At 55.8% G+C, this 16,395-nt stretch carries 17 protein-coding genes and 3 pseudogenes; 13 read left to right on the top strand and 7 right to left on the bottom strand.

Annotated elements, in window-relative coordinates; genetic code table 11:
* Positions 1–90 (bottom strand): annotated as a pseudogene (locus FW800_RS25890) (DUF159 family protein); the annotation flags it as partial.
* A gap of 83 nt (positions 91–173) precedes the next feature.
* On the opposite strand from FW800_RS25890, the gene FW800_RS25885 reads away from it, so the two are divergent.
* Both FW800_RS25885 and FW800_RS25880 read left to right on the top strand, forming a co-directional pair.
* Positions 174–383: a hypothetical protein gene (locus tag FW800_RS25885; RefSeq protein WP_194438138.1), complete on the top strand. Its 210-nt coding sequence runs from the start codon at positions 174–176 to the stop codon at positions 381–383.
* Positions 384–479: 96 nt separating this feature from the next.
* Positions 480–637, top strand: a pseudogene (locus tag FW800_RS25880) (peptidase S24); the annotation flags it as partial.
* Between the two features lie 147 nt (positions 638–784).
* Here the strand turns inward: FW800_RS25880 and FW800_RS25875 are convergent.
* Positions 785–1,405 carry a TetR/AcrR family transcriptional regulator gene (locus FW800_RS25875; protein WP_446438773.1) on the bottom strand — a complete coding sequence of 207 codons (621 nt, stop codon included), beginning with the start codon at positions 1,403–1,405 and terminating at the stop codon, positions 785–787.
* Positions 1,406–1,820: 415 nt separating this feature from the next.
* Between FW800_RS25875 and FW800_RS25870 the strand changes: the two genes are divergently transcribed.
* The 5 genes from FW800_RS25870 (at position 1,821) to FW800_RS25850 (ending at position 6,179) form a co-directional block, all read left to right on the top strand.
* Complete coding sequence (locus FW800_RS25870; protein WP_446438772.1) at positions 1,821–2,297, top strand: YkgB family protein; 477 nt, start codon at positions 1,821–1,823, stop codon at positions 2,295–2,297.
* Positions 2,298–2,472: 175 nt separating this feature from the next.
* Positions 2,473–3,165, top strand: a complete 693-nt coding sequence (locus FW800_RS25865; protein ID WP_446438771.1) for a cytochrome P460 family protein — start codon at positions 2,473–2,475, stop codon at positions 3,163–3,165.
* Positions 3,166–3,286: 121 nt separating this feature from the next.
* Positions 3,287–3,808 (top strand): ester cyclase, encoded by a 522-nt coding sequence (locus FW800_RS25860; protein WP_446438770.1) that lies wholly within the window; start codon positions 3,287–3,289, stop codon positions 3,806–3,808.
* A gap of 68 nt (positions 3,809–3,876) precedes the next feature.
* Positions 3,877–5,235 carry a glutathione-disulfide reductase gene (gorA, locus tag FW800_RS25855; RefSeq protein ID WP_446438769.1) on the top strand — a complete coding sequence of 453 codons (1,359 nt, stop codon included), beginning with the start codon at positions 3,877–3,879 and terminating at the stop codon, positions 5,233–5,235.
* 2 nt (positions 5,236–5,237) lie between these two features.
* Complete coding sequence (locus FW800_RS25850) at positions 5,238–6,179, top strand: YeeE/YedE thiosulfate transporter family protein (protein ID WP_446438768.1); 942 nt, start codon at positions 5,238–5,240, stop codon at positions 6,177–6,179.
* A 115-nt stretch (positions 6,180–6,294) separates the two neighbouring features.
* Here FW800_RS25850 and FW800_RS25845 read toward each other — a convergent pair whose 3' ends face one another.
* From FW800_RS25845 to hchA, 3 genes are all read right to left on the bottom strand, one after another.
* The gene (locus tag FW800_RS25845) at positions 6,295–6,507 is read right to left on the bottom strand and encodes a hypothetical protein (RefSeq protein ID WP_446438767.1); all 213 of its coding nucleotides are present in this window, start codon (positions 6,505–6,507) and stop codon (positions 6,295–6,297) included.
* A 300-nt stretch (positions 6,508–6,807) separates the two neighbouring features.
* Entirely contained in the window at positions 6,808–7,527 is a 720-nt protein-coding gene (locus FW800_RS25840; protein ID WP_032880216.1) for a PA1136 family autoinducer-binding transcriptional regulator, read from the bottom strand.
* Positions 7,527–8,402 carry a glyoxalase III HchA gene (hchA, locus tag FW800_RS25835; protein ID WP_032880215.1) on the bottom strand — a complete coding sequence of 292 codons (876 nt, stop codon included), beginning with the start codon at positions 8,400–8,402 and terminating at the stop codon, positions 7,527–7,529. The genes FW800_RS25840 and hchA overlap by 1 nt, the downstream gene beginning before the upstream one ends.
* Positions 8,403–9,086: 684 nt before the next feature.
* Between hchA and FW800_RS25830 the strand changes: the two are divergent.
* Both FW800_RS25830 and FW800_RS25825 read left to right on the top strand, forming a co-directional pair.
* Positions 9,087–9,194: pseudogene (locus FW800_RS25830) on the top strand (VOC family protein); the annotation flags it as partial.
* A 145-nt stretch (positions 9,195–9,339) separates the two neighbouring features.
* Complete coding sequence (locus tag FW800_RS25825) at positions 9,340–9,630, top strand: hypothetical protein (protein ID WP_236648079.1); 291 nt, start codon at positions 9,340–9,342, stop codon at positions 9,628–9,630.
* Between the two features lie 119 nt (positions 9,631–9,749).
* Here the strand turns inward: FW800_RS25825 and FW800_RS25820 are convergent, their stop codons facing one another.
* Complete coding sequence (locus FW800_RS25820; RefSeq protein WP_223019100.1) at positions 9,750–9,989, bottom strand: carbon storage regulator; 240 nt, start codon at positions 9,987–9,989, stop codon at positions 9,750–9,752.
* A gap of 372 nt (positions 9,990–10,361) precedes the next feature.
* Between FW800_RS25820 and FW800_RS25815 the strand changes: the two genes are divergently transcribed.
* The 4 genes from FW800_RS25815 (at position 10,362) to FW800_RS25800 (ending at position 14,226) form a co-directional block, all read left to right on the top strand.
* On the top strand, positions 10,362–10,679 hold the full coding sequence (locus FW800_RS25815; RefSeq protein WP_032880721.1) for a hypothetical protein: 318 nt from the start codon (positions 10,362–10,364) through the stop codon (positions 10,677–10,679).
* Between the two features lie 152 nt (positions 10,680–10,831).
* Entirely contained in the window at positions 10,832–11,572 is a 741-nt protein-coding gene (locus FW800_RS25810; protein WP_005789034.1) for a hypothetical protein, read from the top strand.
* 132 nt (positions 11,573–11,704) lie between these two features.
* Positions 11,705–11,974, top strand: coding sequence for a hypothetical protein (locus FW800_RS25805; RefSeq protein ID WP_050549417.1), 270 nt, complete (start codon positions 11,705–11,707; stop codon positions 11,972–11,974).
* 134 nt (positions 11,975–12,108) lie between these two features.
* Positions 12,109–14,226: a TonB-dependent receptor family protein gene (locus FW800_RS25800; RefSeq protein ID WP_446438766.1), complete on the top strand. Its 2,118-nt coding sequence runs from the start codon at positions 12,109–12,111 to the stop codon at positions 14,224–14,226.
* 1 nt (position 14,227) lies between these two features.
* On the opposite strand, the gene FW800_RS25795 is transcribed toward FW800_RS25800, so the two are convergent.
* Positions 14,228–16,042, bottom strand: a complete 1,815-nt coding sequence (locus FW800_RS25795; protein ID WP_446438765.1) for a sigma-54-dependent Fis family transcriptional regulator — start codon at positions 16,040–16,042, stop codon at positions 14,228–14,230.
* Positions 16,043–16,395: the final 353 nt, after the last annotated feature.

Below are 16,395 nucleotides of genomic sequence, written 5' to 3'. Positions count from 1 at the left end.
ATCGCCCACGGAGTTCGCCAGTGCATTGGGCATACTCAGTGCTGCAACGAATTCGTGGATTCCTCGGTACTGCGAAAGTCTCCCGCACATAAGCATCTCCGCTCGTCGGCGCCGATGAACAGCCGGCCCCCGGCCAATCTCTACACTGTAGACACTGGCCCAAGGTATTCGTCATGGCGACCAACATTGAACAGGTGAACGCAATGGAGGCGTGGTTTGCACTCCGCAATGATCCCGCCTTCATATCGGCCACACCTGAGGAGCGCTACGAATCGCGGCTGGCCCTGGCGGACGACTTGAAGCAGCAGGGCCTGATAGATGAGGGTGAGTGGCGGGAGCTGACGGAAGAGGCGGTCGCCGCATACGCAGATGAATTGGTCTGACGCGCCCGCTTGTCAGATATCTCTTACACCAAATTGACCGCAAGCCATCTGCGCTATTAGCTGTGCATTCGTACAGTGTCTGTAAAAGGCTGCGTCATGAGTTTCTCAGTTTTAGGTCCTATCGCCGAGGGTGGCACGAAGCTGCCTAGGTTCCGGCCGGCTTTCCTTCGCCGGCAGCGGATCATATTGAGCAGAACATCTCATTGGATGAGGTCCTAAATATCCGAGCGCCCCACGTGTACCTGGTGGCAATCAGGGTTTTCACACCAGCGCACCGGAAGACTGGTAAGCGCCTGGCGAATGCTGCTCCAGATATCAGCACAGATCGCGCCTTTGTCTCGCAAGGTTTTGGCTGGTACAACGCGTACTATGGAGATGTCTACAGTCCCGAGGGCAGTCCACTAAAGTCCTGAAGACGACTCGTGGGAGGCGATCAGTGTTTGTACCATTTGAGGAAGCGATGTTGCCAGGTGATGAGCACCAATATGGCGGCTTTCGTCTGCACCCTTGAATACAATGAACAATTCGATAGCCAGCGTCTCATAGTTCTTGAACCCTGCGGCACGGCACATTTCGATCAGATGATTAACGTGCGCCTGATTTACTTCCTCAATCGCTAGCCTTGCGGGGTGTTGGGCATCCCTTGCGTCTATTGCCCTGTCTATAAATTTGCAGCTCAGATCTCCTGGCGACTGCACATAGGAATACATCATTTCCAACCAGCCGTTGAGTTCCGCCCGCGGATCATTCGGATGCGCTTTCTGTAATGTTAGCCATGCAGCCTCACTTGCTTTGTGTTGCTCTCGAATGGTGGCTGCGATCAACATCTCCTTAGAGGAAAAGTGCCGATACAAGGTCATTTTGTTGCTATGCGCTGCTGCTGCAATCGCATCAACGCCTACAGCGTGGACTCCGTATTTGTGAAACATCTCTCCTGCTGCACGCAAAATTCTCTCTCGTGGCGGAATTGACCTCGCCAATTTTTCTGCTGGCGACACCTGGTCCGTTGAAGTTTTAGCCATCACATAACGCCTTTTTTTGATATTGACTCCCTTTGCGCTTGACGTGTTACTTACCGGTAAGTAACATTGCTCGAAAGGGTGAAATTACTTCTTAGACTATACCGTGAATCTAGCTGGTTTTGTGCGGGAGAACGCAGGGTGGTCAAGGTGTGCGCTCAAGCTAAGCCGGCATCGTATGCGACGGGTTGAGCCTGGGTTTCAGCCGATTGCCTTGCCTTGCCTTGCCTTGCCTTGCCTTGCCTTGCCTTGGTTTGGAATGGGGGGGCTGTTGGGTAAGACATGTCTGCTAGATATCGGTTGTTTTGTCGAGCACTCTATCGAGAAAACCGCATAGGTGGAAAGCATAAATGAAATGTAACGTATCGCTTTGAGCGAACTCTAAGCCTGTAACTCTCTTTGTTTTTAAGGAAACCTTATGCCTTCATCTTTAAGCTCCCGTTTTCTTCGTCAGCCATTTGAAGTCGAGTTCATGCGCTGGGTTCTAGTCTTTATATTCCTTATGTTTGGCTATACTAAATGGTTCGACTACGAAGCCCAAGCATTGATCCCGCTGATTAGTAATAGTCCTCTTCTTTCGTGGATGTACGGTGTGTTTGGTACTCAGGGCGCAAGTTATGCTCTGGGAACAGCTGAATGGGCTATCGGTCTGGGTTTGGCCATCGGTGCATGGTCGCCGAGGATTGGACTGATTGCCGCCGCAGGCTCCTTTCTGACCTACCTTACAACCGCCAGCCTGCTTCTCACCACTCCCGGTGGCTGGGAGGCTTCGGCAGGTGGTTTTCCGGCTATGGGCGGCGCCACCTCTTTCTTGATTAAGGATCTGGTGTTGATGTCTGGTTCATTGGTGTTGTTCAAGAACGCGGCACAGCAACTGACGATCCACTCTAGCTAGTGTGATGCGGGGCGTGTAGCGGTCCAGCCTGAACCGGTTGGTAGTCCACTACAGCAGCAAGTAGACCGATGATAGGAGCGAAGCGCACGATTAAGCACTTCGATTTTTTCTACCTTGAAGGAAAGCGAGCAATGCAGTGAGAATCTCCTCACCAGCAAAGTTCCTAGGAGGATGAATGGCTAGAGTAATGCCCTATGGGCGGATGATGGCAGCCGTGGTTTTGGCGGGCACCTGTGCCCTTGCTTGGGCCATTGAGAAGCCAACCGATGATGTCGAGCTGCCTCTCCCGACAGTGAAGCTCGTTTTCAACGAAAACGGTGAGGCAGCCCTTCCTAAAGGCTACCGCTCGTGGGTACATGCCTATGCGGCGTGGGAATCCATCACTGTAACCCCCCTAGACAGCACCGTAACGAAGACGCCCGAATTCCATAGCGTCTATGTTGAGCCAAACACCTATCGGACCTTCATGAAGACAGGGAGATGGCCGGAAGGCTCTCTGATGGTCAAAGAGTTTAGTATTACTAGTATTGATTCGAAGAACTGTGATGGGCCGCCAGCGTATGTTTGCAATTTGGGTGGTAGCAAGGTTATTTTTTCTCACGGACAAACAGGCCTCAGCCTAATGCTCAAGGACACCAAGCGCTATCCCAATGAGCCGGGTGGTTGGTCGTACTTTAGTTTTGGACATCAGGCACCGCCCTATGAACAGTTCTCCCCAGCGCGAGCGCGAGCTCAGTGCGCCCAATGCCACATCGATCATGTAGGGCCCAAGTACGACTATGTATGGTCCGCAAAGCTGAACCAGCCTGGTTTTCAGAGGGACGGCGGCACCGCAAAACTTAATCTAGAAGCTGCTTTCGCCGAATAATAACTGTGAACATTGGTTGTCCAATAAATTAGCAACTTTTGCAATGCAAATGAATCTGGAGCTAAGTCTGCGCAAAATTTGACCAGGGAATATTCAGTACCCTGTGACTTAGGAGTTCGTTATGAACACGCTTAACCGCTCGATGATTATTAGTGTTTTTGCTGGCCTTCTCATCTCATCGGCTGGTACAGCATTAGCGGGTACCGGGCCTGATATAGATAGCATCGTGCGCCAGTTTCATATTAACTATTCAAATAACCAAGTCGAAAAAAACGGTGCTTTAGTCGCGGACGACATCGTGGTTGAACTCAATGGTGGCGCCTCCAGTGGGCCTAACGGTGCGACTTTTAAAGGGCGCAAAGAGTTTGTTAACTGGCTTAAGCAGGACAAAGTAATCTTCCCCGATAGTGTGATCACCGATCATGAGGTAATCGTATCGGGTAATAAAGCTGCGATACGTTTTACCCAAAAGGGCACGCATCTTGGCCCGCTGCCTACTGCAGATGGTGACTTGCCTGCTACCGGGCGCAAAGTGGTTATCCAAGCCACCGAATTTTTTACGTTCAACAATGAAGGTAAGCTGGTCCACTTAGAGACGCTAGCAAACGATCTCGGTGCAGTTACCCAATTGACGAGTAAGTAACTGCCTGGCCGCATTGTGCTTGATAAGGGGCGCAGTAGGTTTGCTGTTGGCCTGCCGAGGAGAGTGAAATGGCTTACGATTTTGACCTTTATGTCATTGGTGCTGGTTCTGGCGGTGTGCGGGCTGCTCGTTTTGCCGCAGACTTTGGGGGCAAAGTGGCCGTGGCGGAAAGCCGCTACCTGGGCGGGACTTGTGTCAACGTTGGTTGTGTACCGAAGAAGTTATTGGTCTACGGAGCGCACTTTGTCGAAGACTTCGAGCAGGCCAATGGTTTTGGCTGGTCGCTGGGAGAGGCGAGCTTCGATTGGGCAACCTTGATCGCTAACAAAGATCGCGAGATCAATCGCCTGAACGGCATTTACCGCAATCTATTGCTCAACAGCGGCGTAACCCTGCATGAGGGCCATGCGCGGTTGGTGAGCCCCCATGAGGTGGAGATCAATGGTGAGCGCTTCACGGCCAAGCACATTCTGATCGCGACGGGCGGCTGGCCGCAGATCCCGGACATTCCAGGTCACGAACACGCTATTGGTTCCAACGAAGCTTTTTTCCTCAATGCTCTACCTAAACGGGTGCTGGTGGTGGGCGGCGGTTACATCGCGGTGGAGTTCGCCAGCATCTTCCACGGCTTCGGGGCGCAGACCACGTTGTTGTATCGCGGTGATCTGTTCCTGCGCGGTTTTGACGGTTCCGTGCGCAAGCATTTGCGGGAGGAACTGACCAAGCGTGGCCTGAACCTGCAATTTAATGCCGATATTGAGCGCATCGACAAGCAAGCCGATGGCAGCCTCAGGGCCACCCTGAAAGACGGCCGCGAGCTTACGGCCGATTGTGTGTTTTATGCCATCGGTCGGCGCCCGATGCTAGATAACTTGGGGTTGGAGAATGTCGGTGTCAAACTGAATAAACTCGGTTTTGTCGAGGTCGATGACCTGTACCAGACGTCCGAGCCGTCGATCCTTGCCATTGGCGATGTGATCGGGCGAGTGCAATTGACGCCGGTAGCGTTGGCTGAAGGCACTGCGTTGGCTCGTCGCTTGTTCAAGCCCGAGCACTATCGTCCAGTGAATTATGCGATGATCCCGACGGCGGTGTTCAGCCTGCCCAACATCGGTACTGTCGGCTTAAGCGAAGAACAGGCTAAGGCAAACGGCCACAACGTGCAGATTTTCGAAAGCCGCTTCCAGCCAATGAAACTGAGGTTGACCAAGTGCCAGGACCTCACTCTGATGAAACTGGTGGTCGACGCAGACACTAACGAGGTCCTCGGTTGCCATATGGTGGGGCCGGATGCGGGTGAAGTTATCCAGGGGCTGGCAATCGCGCTCAAGGCGGGCGCAACCAAACAGCATTTCGATGAAACTATCGGTGTGCACCCAACGGCTGCGGAAGAGTTTGTCACCCTGCGTGCCCCCTTGCCGAGCTGATCATGTCTATCTGGACACTGCTGCTCGTAGCCGTCCTTACGTTTACGATGGGCCTCATTGTCAACCAGTCCGGGACATGTCTGGTTTCTGCTGCGCACGAATTGCTGCACAAACGTCGCGCCTGGCGCGTGGGCGGGCTCGCCCTGGCTGTGATGGCGTCCACGGCGTTGCTTCTACCGTTGTCCTGGATGTCTTCGCCCGCGCTAGAGTTACCGCCTGTATTCTCGGTCGAACTTACCTTGATCATCGGTGCCGTGCTTTTTGGTATCGGCGCGTTGGTTAACGATGCATGTCTTCTAGGTTCGTTGGCGCGAGCCGGTAACGGTGAGGTCCGGCTGGTCGTGCTGCCGGTCGGTTTGGTCGCTGGTTTCCTGTTGGCCGAGCGCGTGCGCGCGGGGCAGCACGTGGGCCAACCATCTGTCTTCAGTGAACCCACATCTGTGTCGGTCACGGCGTACTGCCTGGTAGTATTGGTATGCATTGGATTGCTAGCTGCGTTCAGGAGAGCTGAACGGCGCCAAGGTGTTCGACCCGGTAGCGGACGGCGGATGGCCTTGATCGGTGCGACCGCAGGACTGCTGTTTGCAATCGAGCCCAGGTGGACTTTAGCGAGCCTTGTCGACAGTGTGGTTACAGGCAGCGCCGGCACCGTAGCCTACATGACGGTATTGACGACGCTAGCAGGAAGCGTGGTAGCCAGTCAGCGATTCGGTACCTTTAAATTCGAGCGGCCAACTGCGTGGGCGCTGGCGCGTACACTCGTTGGTGGAGGGCTAATGGGGGCAGGCGTGGTCCTGATGCCCGGCGGCAATGATTCGCTACTATTGCAGTCGTTGCCGAGTGCCTCCCTGAGTGCATTTGTGGCCCTGACTCTAATGATGGCGGCGATCTTGTTGCCAATGGCTGTCGCCAGGCACATTGTAGGTAGGGCATCCAAGCTATAAGGCGCGTCCCGTGTTTTAACCTGCTAGACATGTATGTATGGGTATTTGAGCAAGTAATAACGGGTTTATCCCCCCAAATCCCCCACATACTCCTACACAAGTCGGGTGTGCTTTGTCAGAGACGATTGGTTCGTAGCTTCGCCAGGCCCTGCTTGATGTGCCCAGCGTTTTCGCCGATCACGAATAGCGCACCACGTACGTTATTACCAACCTCATCCAAGCCTTGCTTTTCGCTTTGGAGAGCCAATTCCATCAGAGCTGCCTCTAGCGCGAGCTGATTCTCGTACATTCGTTCAAGCAAATCCGGAAGTGAGTATTCCGCTGACATGTGTGCTATCTCATCGAAAAGAGTTAAGCATAGCAGGGGCCTACCAAATTGATGCTTGCTTAGAAATTGCTACGAGATCGGCCGCTAAATGCCCGGTAAGCATAGCTAGCTTGGGTTTAAAGAAGGCTATGTCCAATCCATCATCGGACGGGTCGTTTAGCTGGCTTCCCTGCGTGCGTAGGGGATCCTAAGCTGCCTACCGCGAAGGGCAGCAGTCGGCCAATAGCCGACATTCAGATCAGCCCATTGAGGAAATTACTCGGAGGTCCAAACGTTCCACCACTCGATCTCGCCGCGTCCTTAACCATCGATATCGCCGTTACGGATGGCCATCCTGATGGCTTGTGCTGTCGTTGTCACGCCCAGACGTCGGCGCGCTGAGCGCAGGTGATTTTCAACCGTACGCTCCGACAAACCGAGAGTTGCTGCAATATCCGCTTGCCGTCTTCCGGCAGCCGTCCATTCCATGACTTCGCGCTCTCGCGGGGAAAGGCTTTGTAACGCTTCGTCCAGTGGAGCCTCAAGCAACCCCCTAGCTGCGAAAAAAGCGGCCGTCGCAACCAGGCTTAGTCCCAAGCGAACCCGCGCGCTTCCATCCACCGGCTCACCCCCCAAGCTCATCGCGCCCTCAAGCCCCTGCGGGCCGAAAACTGGTACCTGCAACCCCTGAATCCCTGGATCACCTGGAGAACGAATCACCCGGTAGCGCTCTTCTCCCTTGACCTGTTCTTTCTGCCAGAAGAAGGATTGCCGAGCATTCAGAAGGTGGCGAGTCACCGGACAATGTCGAACATAAGTCTCGGCATCCACCGATCGACCGTTATCGAACCAATCGCCTTCGACCCAGTAGATATGCTCAACCACTTCTTCACTTGCCGGCGATGCAGAAAACAACACGAATCGATCATAGCCGTAGGGTGTGGCAAAACCCCTGACGGCTTTCTTGATTGATTCAAGTGTGCGCGCCGTCTCTATCTCCAGAGCAGCTCGCATCGCTGTTTCGGCCGGCCCGTCGCTCACTACGATGCGACCTCTTTCAACAATGCTTCAGCTGCCAACTTGCCCAGATTATTGCCTGCCAGTGGGCTGTCGCCGGTCAGCAACTTGCGGTCTTGGAGCGTTGCACCTGAAATATCCTGGTTGACGATCTCAACTCCCAGGGCTTTCAATTGCTCACCAAATTTCCAGGTCAAATGCCCAGGCATATAACCGATGTCGGGCGTTTTTGCGTCGAGACTGTCTGGAAATGCGCAGATCTTGTAGCCGTTGAAAATGTAGGAATCCCTCGACTCTCCAATACCCGCCGCGAGCATTGCTGCTGGGCCGTGACATAGGGAAATCACAAATTTGTCGTTGGTGATTGCCCAATGCAAAGCCGCTTTCACGTCGGCACTCTCCGGCAATCCAATCAGCGCGCCGTGTCCGCCGGGTATGAAAACCCCGATGTAATCCGAATCCTCGCCCAGTGCCTTTTCGACCACATCGGAAAGCTTCAAGGGTTTTTTGAACTGTTCGCGGTATTTGGCGTAGAAATTCTTTACCTCGGTATCTTCGGAAGGCATGGCCCAGAATTCAAACTTCACCGGATTGCCTGACAGGGTCGCAACGTCGAACGCGAAGCCGGCTTTGTCGAGGTGGTACATGGGTAGCAACGTCTCGACCGGGTGATTACCGGTGGAAAACATGGTGCCGTTGTCGGTCAGTAAATAGCGCTCGTCGGCGCCGATCAGCAATATCTTCCAGCGGCCACCTTGGTAAGGATTAGGGTAATCCGCGTCACTCAAATCAGATTTTGGCGAGGTAAATTGGCTTAGCGAGTATGGAGAGGGGAAAAAGGCATTGTCCTCTGCCTGATCCGGTGTGGGGCGCTTGTCGTCACTCTGCAAGGTAGTCATGGTTTTCTCCTACGAATGGGCCGATTGTCGAAATCAATGCTAATAGCGTGACGCAGGCCCAGCAATGAGGGTTTTCCCTCAAAGAAATTTTCCGCACCCATACAGTACGCTGATCGGCTGCTTTTGGCCGAATGCAGCCATAGGATTTGTCTCATGATTCGTGGCCTATTGGTGGTTTGTGTTCGGTCGACAGGACGCCGGGGGAGGGGGGGGAAGAGTTCCAAAACTAAAACCGCACCCCTTGTAGAATGCCGTCTGTAGCCCGGTCACTTTCCTTGGGTATTGGAACTCCGCAGGCCTTCAGAGCCCCAGCCCGTATGAGTTTGCATAGCGGTCTTGAAAACCGGCGGACGTTAATAGCGTCTCCAGGGTTCGAATCCCTGGTTTCCCGCCAAGATTTACACGAAAGCCCCGCGAAAGCGGGGCTTTTGCGTTTTCGGGTTTTGGATAGGCAGAAGCTCTAAAGCCTGATCGTTTCCGCATCATTTCTGGCGGTTTCCGCAACCTATTGCTTACCGCGGTCAGCGCGTAGGCTTCATACTCTCCTCGGAACGACGGTAAACCGCTACGTCGGTAGATCGTCGCTGCTTCAAACAGTTCGACAACGCAATTGCTCAATCAGTCTTGCAGCCAGGGCGCACAGATCACGCCGAGCCGCTCCCACTTTACTGGTACTCCATCCATGCTGGATGCCTATTAAGCCGGGAGATTCTCTCTTTTCCTGGAGGCAAAAGGTTTCACTTCATTGACCCGGATGGTTATGAGTTGGCGGTCTGGAGTGCGCAGGCATAAACCTTTGCCAGTCCAGTCCCGAGCTGGTTTTTTTGCATCCAGCCCTCTCAGTGCTACAGTCCCGCCAAACTAAAAAGGGAATGACATGCGGATTTTGATAGTGGCCGCCGCGGTGGCGATGCTAGCGGGGTGTATGGCGCCAACGATGAACGAGGCTCGCCAAGAGGGACCATACAAAGTCTTGACCTCGAAGAAGTCCGACGCAGCGCTGGCTAAATGTGTTCATTACGAATGGCAAAACCAGCCCATCTTCGGGGGTACTCCTGGCGCAACGCTTCAGCCTGGACGCGATAATGGATATACGGTCTTTACAGAAGGCTCCCAATATTTCGTCGATATTCAGCCTCAAGGGGCCGGCTCGGAGGCCAAATATTATGTGGTGGTTGGCAACTGGATCGCCAACAAAAGACTGGCGGCACTGCAAAGCTGTCTTTAAACGATCCGCCATTTACTCAAGGCTCGTTTCGGCGGGCTTTTTTTCCAGAGAAAATCTCATGGCAGCACTCGCCATCAATTACCAGCCCATGACTACGATCATGCTCATGGGCACCTTGCCTATTCCAGTGCATCGGAAGGTATAGGCGCGTCATCCAAGGCTCTTTCGTCTTGTTCTGATCGAATAATCAAGATGTGTTTCGGTGCAATGATTCCTAGACACACAGTGTCGCCTTCAGCCTTGATCACTTTGATTTGGATTTCGTCGCCGATGTATAGGCGTTTATTGGGTGTTCTGGTGACAACTAGCAATGGGTATCCTTTCTGGTTAGCTCCTTGAATATATGGGATTAATTGCATGAAATCAGCGCTAAAGATGTAAGACCTTTCTTATTTTTCCAGCGAAAATCCTTATTTAATTTTTCTCTCACTAACCGGGAGGGGCTCTGCTTTTACCGTTCAATATCGGCATTCGATCATTGTGAATGGCGGCACGGTCCCTCTATGATCAGCTCGCACTCACCAAAGAGGCGCTGAGCCTCGACCCCCTTTGAAGGATATGAGCGTGGACAAGTACTTCGATAATTCAGGTCTTTTCAAAAGCATTTCGTATCAAGCCAACGCCTCCCTAGATGTCAGCGTCGCTGGCTGGGAGCTGAAAAACACTGCGCTGAATACGAAGGAGTTTTTGATATGTCCAAAGAACTACTCGGAGTTTTTGCTCTAGGGTTGATGGTGATCGGGGAGTTTTGTGCAATCTACAGCGAGGTGGTAACCGCCAGGCTGGCCCACACCGGCAGCGGCTCCTGGGCGACGTTTGTGCTGCCCGTCGTGGTGATGTGTTTTGCCGGGCTTTGCCTGCTGGGCGCTTATTGGCTGGGGTACAAGGCGGTGGGTGATATCTGGATTGTCACCGTGGTCTCGGTCACGTCCTTGTTGCTGCTTGAGCCTGTGGTGGTTTGGTCGCTGTTTCATGAAGCGCCTGGGCGCGGCGCGTTGGTCGGGTTTTGCCTGGGCGCCTTGGGGATGCTTGCCACGATAGTGCTTTAGCGCATCCGGCCATCAAGTGCCGGGTCAGATCAGCGCCTGTAGTCCCATGCTTATCTGACCCGCACCGCTGCACTTTTTTCCATTTTGCTGATCTACCCCTGTCCCGGCCACTCGACTCCCGCACGTGGCCCACAGAATCAGACCCGGTGCCGATGGATCGAACGTCAACTGTTTTTACCTCTCTATGGCCGCTGTTGCTGGCTGCGCTGCTCGCGCTCTGCGCAGTGGGTTGCAGCCAGCAACAAGGCCGCGATATCGCCAGGCAATTCAGCGATGGCAAGCCCGATGAGTTCTTCCAGACCAGTGTCGATCGCATGGCCACCCTGGGGATGCGCGACAACCTGCAAAGCCTCTACCTGCTGATGAGCAAGCTTTACCTGCGCAACCCCAGCCAGTGGCGTCAGTCGGGCTATCCGGATGCGGTGAGCGCCGCCCGGGTCATTCGCCAAGCCATCGAAAACCGTCAACCCTTGCCCGCACTGGGAGACCGGCGTGATCTGGCCGCCCTGAGTTATTCCCTGAGTCCCGACTTTCGTGGTGACCGTGTCGGCGCGTTTATCTACGCGATTGGCAGTATGCTCGTGACCGCCCACGGCGGGCGTACGCAGTTTTATGTGACCGACTCGATCAACCCGCAGTTTGTCAGCAATGCGGCGCGCAATATCGAAAAGGCCACCTGGCTGCTCAGCCAGCGCCAGGATGCCAACGGTGTGTTGCTGTTGTTCTCCAATGAAATATCGGAGGAGGGCAGTAACCTCAGTTTTGCCGTTGAGTTTGGCAAGATCGTTGCGCGCCTGGACCTGCTTACCCAAATCCTCGATGAGCGTTACCGACGCATTGGCCTCAATTACGCGCAAAGTTTATTGCTGATGAACTTCCTGCCGGTGCAGTGAGGCGCATCCATCGAACAATCAGTGGGGTGTTTCCCTTTTTGCTGTAGGAAGGTGCCTATCTTGCCTCTCGCTGCTTGAAACGCTTGCCTGCGAGCAATAGCCTCGGATTTTTCTTAAACACGAGGCCCTCCCTTGGGTAAACGAAAAACGGTTTGGCCCACGGATCGCGAAATACGTTTGCGGTTTATCCTGTTCGCGGTCATCGACGCCGCGACTGCTCAGGGCGTCTCTGCCGAGTTGCTGTTGCCGGCGCACACGCTGCTGCGCAACTCACCCTCGCAAGCCCAGTTGCTTGATGCCCTGGACGAGATTCTGGCTACCGATGAAATGTACGGTTTCCGCTTTGCGCCGGGTTCCGATGCGGATGATCTGATGCGGGAATTGGCTAAGCCGGACGGCTGAAACCTGTCTGGTACTGTTTGCCAGCGCCATGGTTCGTCAATAAGGCGTGACCTGACGGGCGTGCCTGCCTTCCCATCACTGTTCGCGTGGTGGGCCTGGCCTGCCACGTTCTGTAATCCCAAGGACCCGCCCCAATGCTGCTGCGCCAACCGCCCTTTCTTTTTGCCGCCCTGACTCTCAGCTCGCTGGTACAGGCCGAAGGCCTGCAACTGGCGCCAGTCGAAGTCACCACCACTGAAGCCAGTGCCGGCGAAATTGCCCAGGCACAGCTACAGCGCGTGCCCGGCGGCAGCAATTACATCGATATGAGCAGCGTGCAACAGGGGCGGGTGAGCAGTAACGAAGATGTGTTCAAGTACCAGGCCGGGGTGTACGCCAAGGCGGCGAATAACGAAGGCGTGAAGCTGTCCATTCGCGGTTCGGGCCTGAACCGCAGCCCGGGCGCCCATGCTTCCGGCCTGTATGAAATGTTCGACGGTCTGCCGCTCACGGGCCCGGGCGGTACACCTTATGAACTCAAGGACCCGTTGTGGCAAAGCCGCGTGGAAGTGCTGCGGGGCGCCAATGGCTTCGATCAGGGCGCGTTGGCCCTGGGTGGTTCGGTCAATTACGTGACCCACACCGGCTACGACGCGCCCAAGCTGCAAGTGCGTTATGAAGTCGGTAGCCGCGGCTATGCCCAGCGGGAGGTCAGTTCCGGCCAGGTGCTGGGGGATGCCGATTACTACATCAGCCTCACCGATTCAGAGTCCGACGGCTACCAGCACCAGAGCGCCGGCACCGGCAAGGGCATTGCCGCCAACTTTGGCTACCGCTTCAACCCGGACCTGGAGACGCGTTTCTACCTGCGCTACCGCGAAACCACCAACGATTCCCCCGGCAAGCTCACGCGCTACCAGATCAGTCATGACCCGCGTGCCGCCAACAGCCTCAACGCCGCCCGCGATTCAAAACGCCTGCAACCGGGCTCTACCTGGATCGCCAACAAGACCACCTTGCAACTGGACGACAACGCCCGAGTGGAAGTCGGGCTGGCCTATCACGACTACCCGATGGATCTGCGCGAGGGCACCAACCGCCTCAAGGTCGCCTACACCGATATCAGCGGCACCCTGAACTACATCCGTCAGGACAGCCTGTTCGGCCACGCCAGCAAAACCACCGTCGGCCTGCGTACCACCCAGGCGATGCCCAATAATGGCGCGTCGGAATATGTACGCATCCCCGCAGGCAACACCGCAATCTACGCGCCCGGCACCAAAACCCGCGATTACAGCTACCTGGGCTCCGACACCGTGCTGCATGTAGGCAACGAGCTGGAACTGGTGGAGGATCTGTGGCTCACCACCGGCCTTGCCGCGATCTACACCCGCCGCGAAACCCAGGTGACTTACCCCGATGGCCAGGCGTCGCTCAGTCAACATGACTGGGACTACGCACCGCGTATCGGCCTGCGTTATGACTTCACCCCGCAATTGCAGGTATACGCCAACCTGAGCCGCTCGGTAGAGCCACCGCATGCCTGGTCGATGATCTGGGGTTCCAACAAATACTTCGGTCCGGGCAACGGCGCGGCCACGGGGCTACAGCGCGAAGGTGTGAAGTTACGCAATCAGACCGCCACCACCCTGGAAATCGGCGGGCGCGGCGAAGCGTGGCTCGGTCAGTGGGACCTGGCCCTCTACCGCTCTGAAGTACGCCACGAACTGCTTTCCGTGGAAACCCAGGCCCAGACTGCCAACAGCAGCGCGATCATCGCCGAGTCCAACGCCAGCCCCACCGTGCACCAGGGCGTGGAACTGAGCCTGCTCAGCCCGCTATGGGAAGGCGGCCGCAACGGCAAGCTCGACCTGCGCCAGGCCTATACCTTCAGCGACTTCCACTACCGTGACGATGACCGTTTCGGCGACAACACCTTGCCCGGCATCCCCAAGCATTACTATCAGGCGCAGGTGCGCTACAGCCACCCGACGGGTTTCTACACCAGCCTCAACACCGAACATGCCTCGCGGGTAGCGGTGGACTACGCCAACTCCTACTACGCCGCGGCCTACACCACCCTCGGCGCCACGTTCGGCTATGACGCGCCCAAGCAAGACTTGCAAGCCTGGGTCGATCTGCGCAACCTGACCAACCGTCGCTATGCCAATACCGTTACGCCGGGGTACGACGACGAAGGCGTGGACGCAGCACGTTCTACCCCTGCCGATGGGCGGGGTATCTACACCGGCGTGTCGTGGAGCTGGCGTTAAATCAACCTTCGTGCTGGCGCAGGCGCTTGTACAGGGTGTTGCGGCTCACTCCCAACTCCCGCGCAAGGTGGGAAATATTCCCGCCCACGGCTTGCAGGCGTTGGTTGAGGTCAAGGTTTTCATCCAGGCGCTCGCAGGTGGGCAGCGGCGCCGTTTGCTTCAAATCGGTAAAAAAATCATCGGGCAGATGTTCTGCGCGGATCGGCTGCTCCTCGGCCATCGCCAGCGCCACCTGCAACACGCTGCTCACCTGACGCAAATTGCCCGGCCACGGATGTTGCTCGAATAAGCCCAGCACCTCGGCACTCAGCCCGGCCCACTGGTTCGGCTCGCGATGTTGCTGCCACAGTTGCTGGAATAACGCTTGCTTGTCGGTGCGCTCGCGCAATGGCGGCAACTCCAGGGTCAGGCCGCCGATGCGGTAGTACAAATCCTCGCGAAAGCGCCCAGCCTGCACCAGCTCGCGCAGTGCACGGTTGGTCGCCGAGATGATGCGCAAATCCACCGGGAACACCTCACTGCTGCCCACCGGTTGCACACAGCGCTCCTGCAACACCCGCAACAGGCGGGCCTGGGTCGGCAAGGGCATATCACCGATCTCGTCGAGAAACAGCGTGCCCTTGTCCGCCTTGCGAATCAGGCCAATGCTGCCTTTCTGATTGGCGCCGGTGAAGGCGCCTTTTTCGTAGCCGAACAGTTCCGATTCCACCAGCTCAGCGGGAATCGCCGCACAGTTCACAGCGATCAATGCCTGTCGGCTGCGCGAGCTGGCCTGATGCAGGGCTTTGACGAACACCTCTTTGCCCACCCCAGTCTCGCCGTGGATCAGCAACGGAATGTCCTTTTCCAGCAGGCGCTCGGCCTGGCGCACGGCTTTCTCCATGCGCACATCGCCAAAGTGCAGGGTCTTGAGGTTGATCGAGGTCGGCGCTGGCGGCGGTTGGCTGAACACCCTGGCCTGCACTGGCATCTGCCTGGGTCGCTTCAACAGGCACTGGAAGCGGTTGCGCCCAGCCGCCTGCAACGCAAACGGCAACCCTTCGGGCTGGTTGAGCAACTCCAGCAGCGACACCTTGAACAGACTGTCGATCATCACCCGCGACAGGCTGATGCCCAGCAGGTTATCCGCACGCCGATTGGCTGATAGTACCTGGCCGCTTTCATCAAAGATCAGCAGGCCGGCCCACTGGCTGTCGAGGTTGCTCAAGCCGGTGTTGAAGGTCAGTTGGAAATGTTCGCCACGGAACAGGTTGAGGATCAGCCGGTTTTCCACGGTCTGACTCATCATCTTGACCATGCCCAGGGTATGGGAGGGCGGCAGGTAGCTGTCGCTGGACACATCCAGCACCGCGATGATTTCGCGCTGGGCGTCGAAAATAGGCGCCGCGGAACCGGTCATGAAACGGTTGGCCTTGAGGAAGTGTTCATCGTGCTCGATATGCACGGCCTGGGCGCAGGCCAGCGCGGTGCCGATGGCATTGGTGCCGCTGGCACGTTCCACCCAGCTGGCGCCGGGGCTGAAGCCACGGGCCAGCTTGGGTTCGATAAACCGCTGGGTGCCCCACGACGTCAGGACCTGGCCCTGATTGTCAGCCAGCATGATCAGGCAGTTGGAGTTGCTGAGGATGTTTTCATAGTAGGGCAGTACTTCCTGGTGCGTGGTCTGCACCAGTGAATGCTGGCTTTCCAGGAGTTGACTGATGCCTTCGGCGGGCAGTTGGTCAAAGCTTGGCGTGCTCTGGTGGTCCAGGCCGAAGGCGCGGCAACGGCGCCAGGATTCCTGGATAAGGGTGTCGTGTGCCAGTGGTTCGGCCATGGTGCGACCTTCATTTTTATTGTTATTGGATGTGCACATTCAACCATTGAAATGGGTTCAAGTGTGGGAGGGGCGGTGCGACGATTCGACTTGCTCCCGATAGCGGTATGTCAGTGAAAAGATGCTGACTGATACACCGCTATCGGGAGCAAGCCCCCTCCCACATTTTTATCTTGTGTTGGTCATGAGAGTGTTGTTCAGAACTGTTCATTGTCAACCCCGAAAGTGTTCAGTTGTTCAGCCACTTTGTTCACTCCTGAACATCACCATTAACCCATTCCCTTACGCATCAAGCGCTTGCAGTTTTGGCACGAAACTCGCTCTGACACCTGGCCAGATTCATTCCAATAATA

The organism is Pseudomonas sp. 910_23 (genome assembly GCF_052850795.1).
Note: the sequence above shows the minus strand (reverse complement) of the source record. Positions and strands in the feature narration are given on the sequence as shown.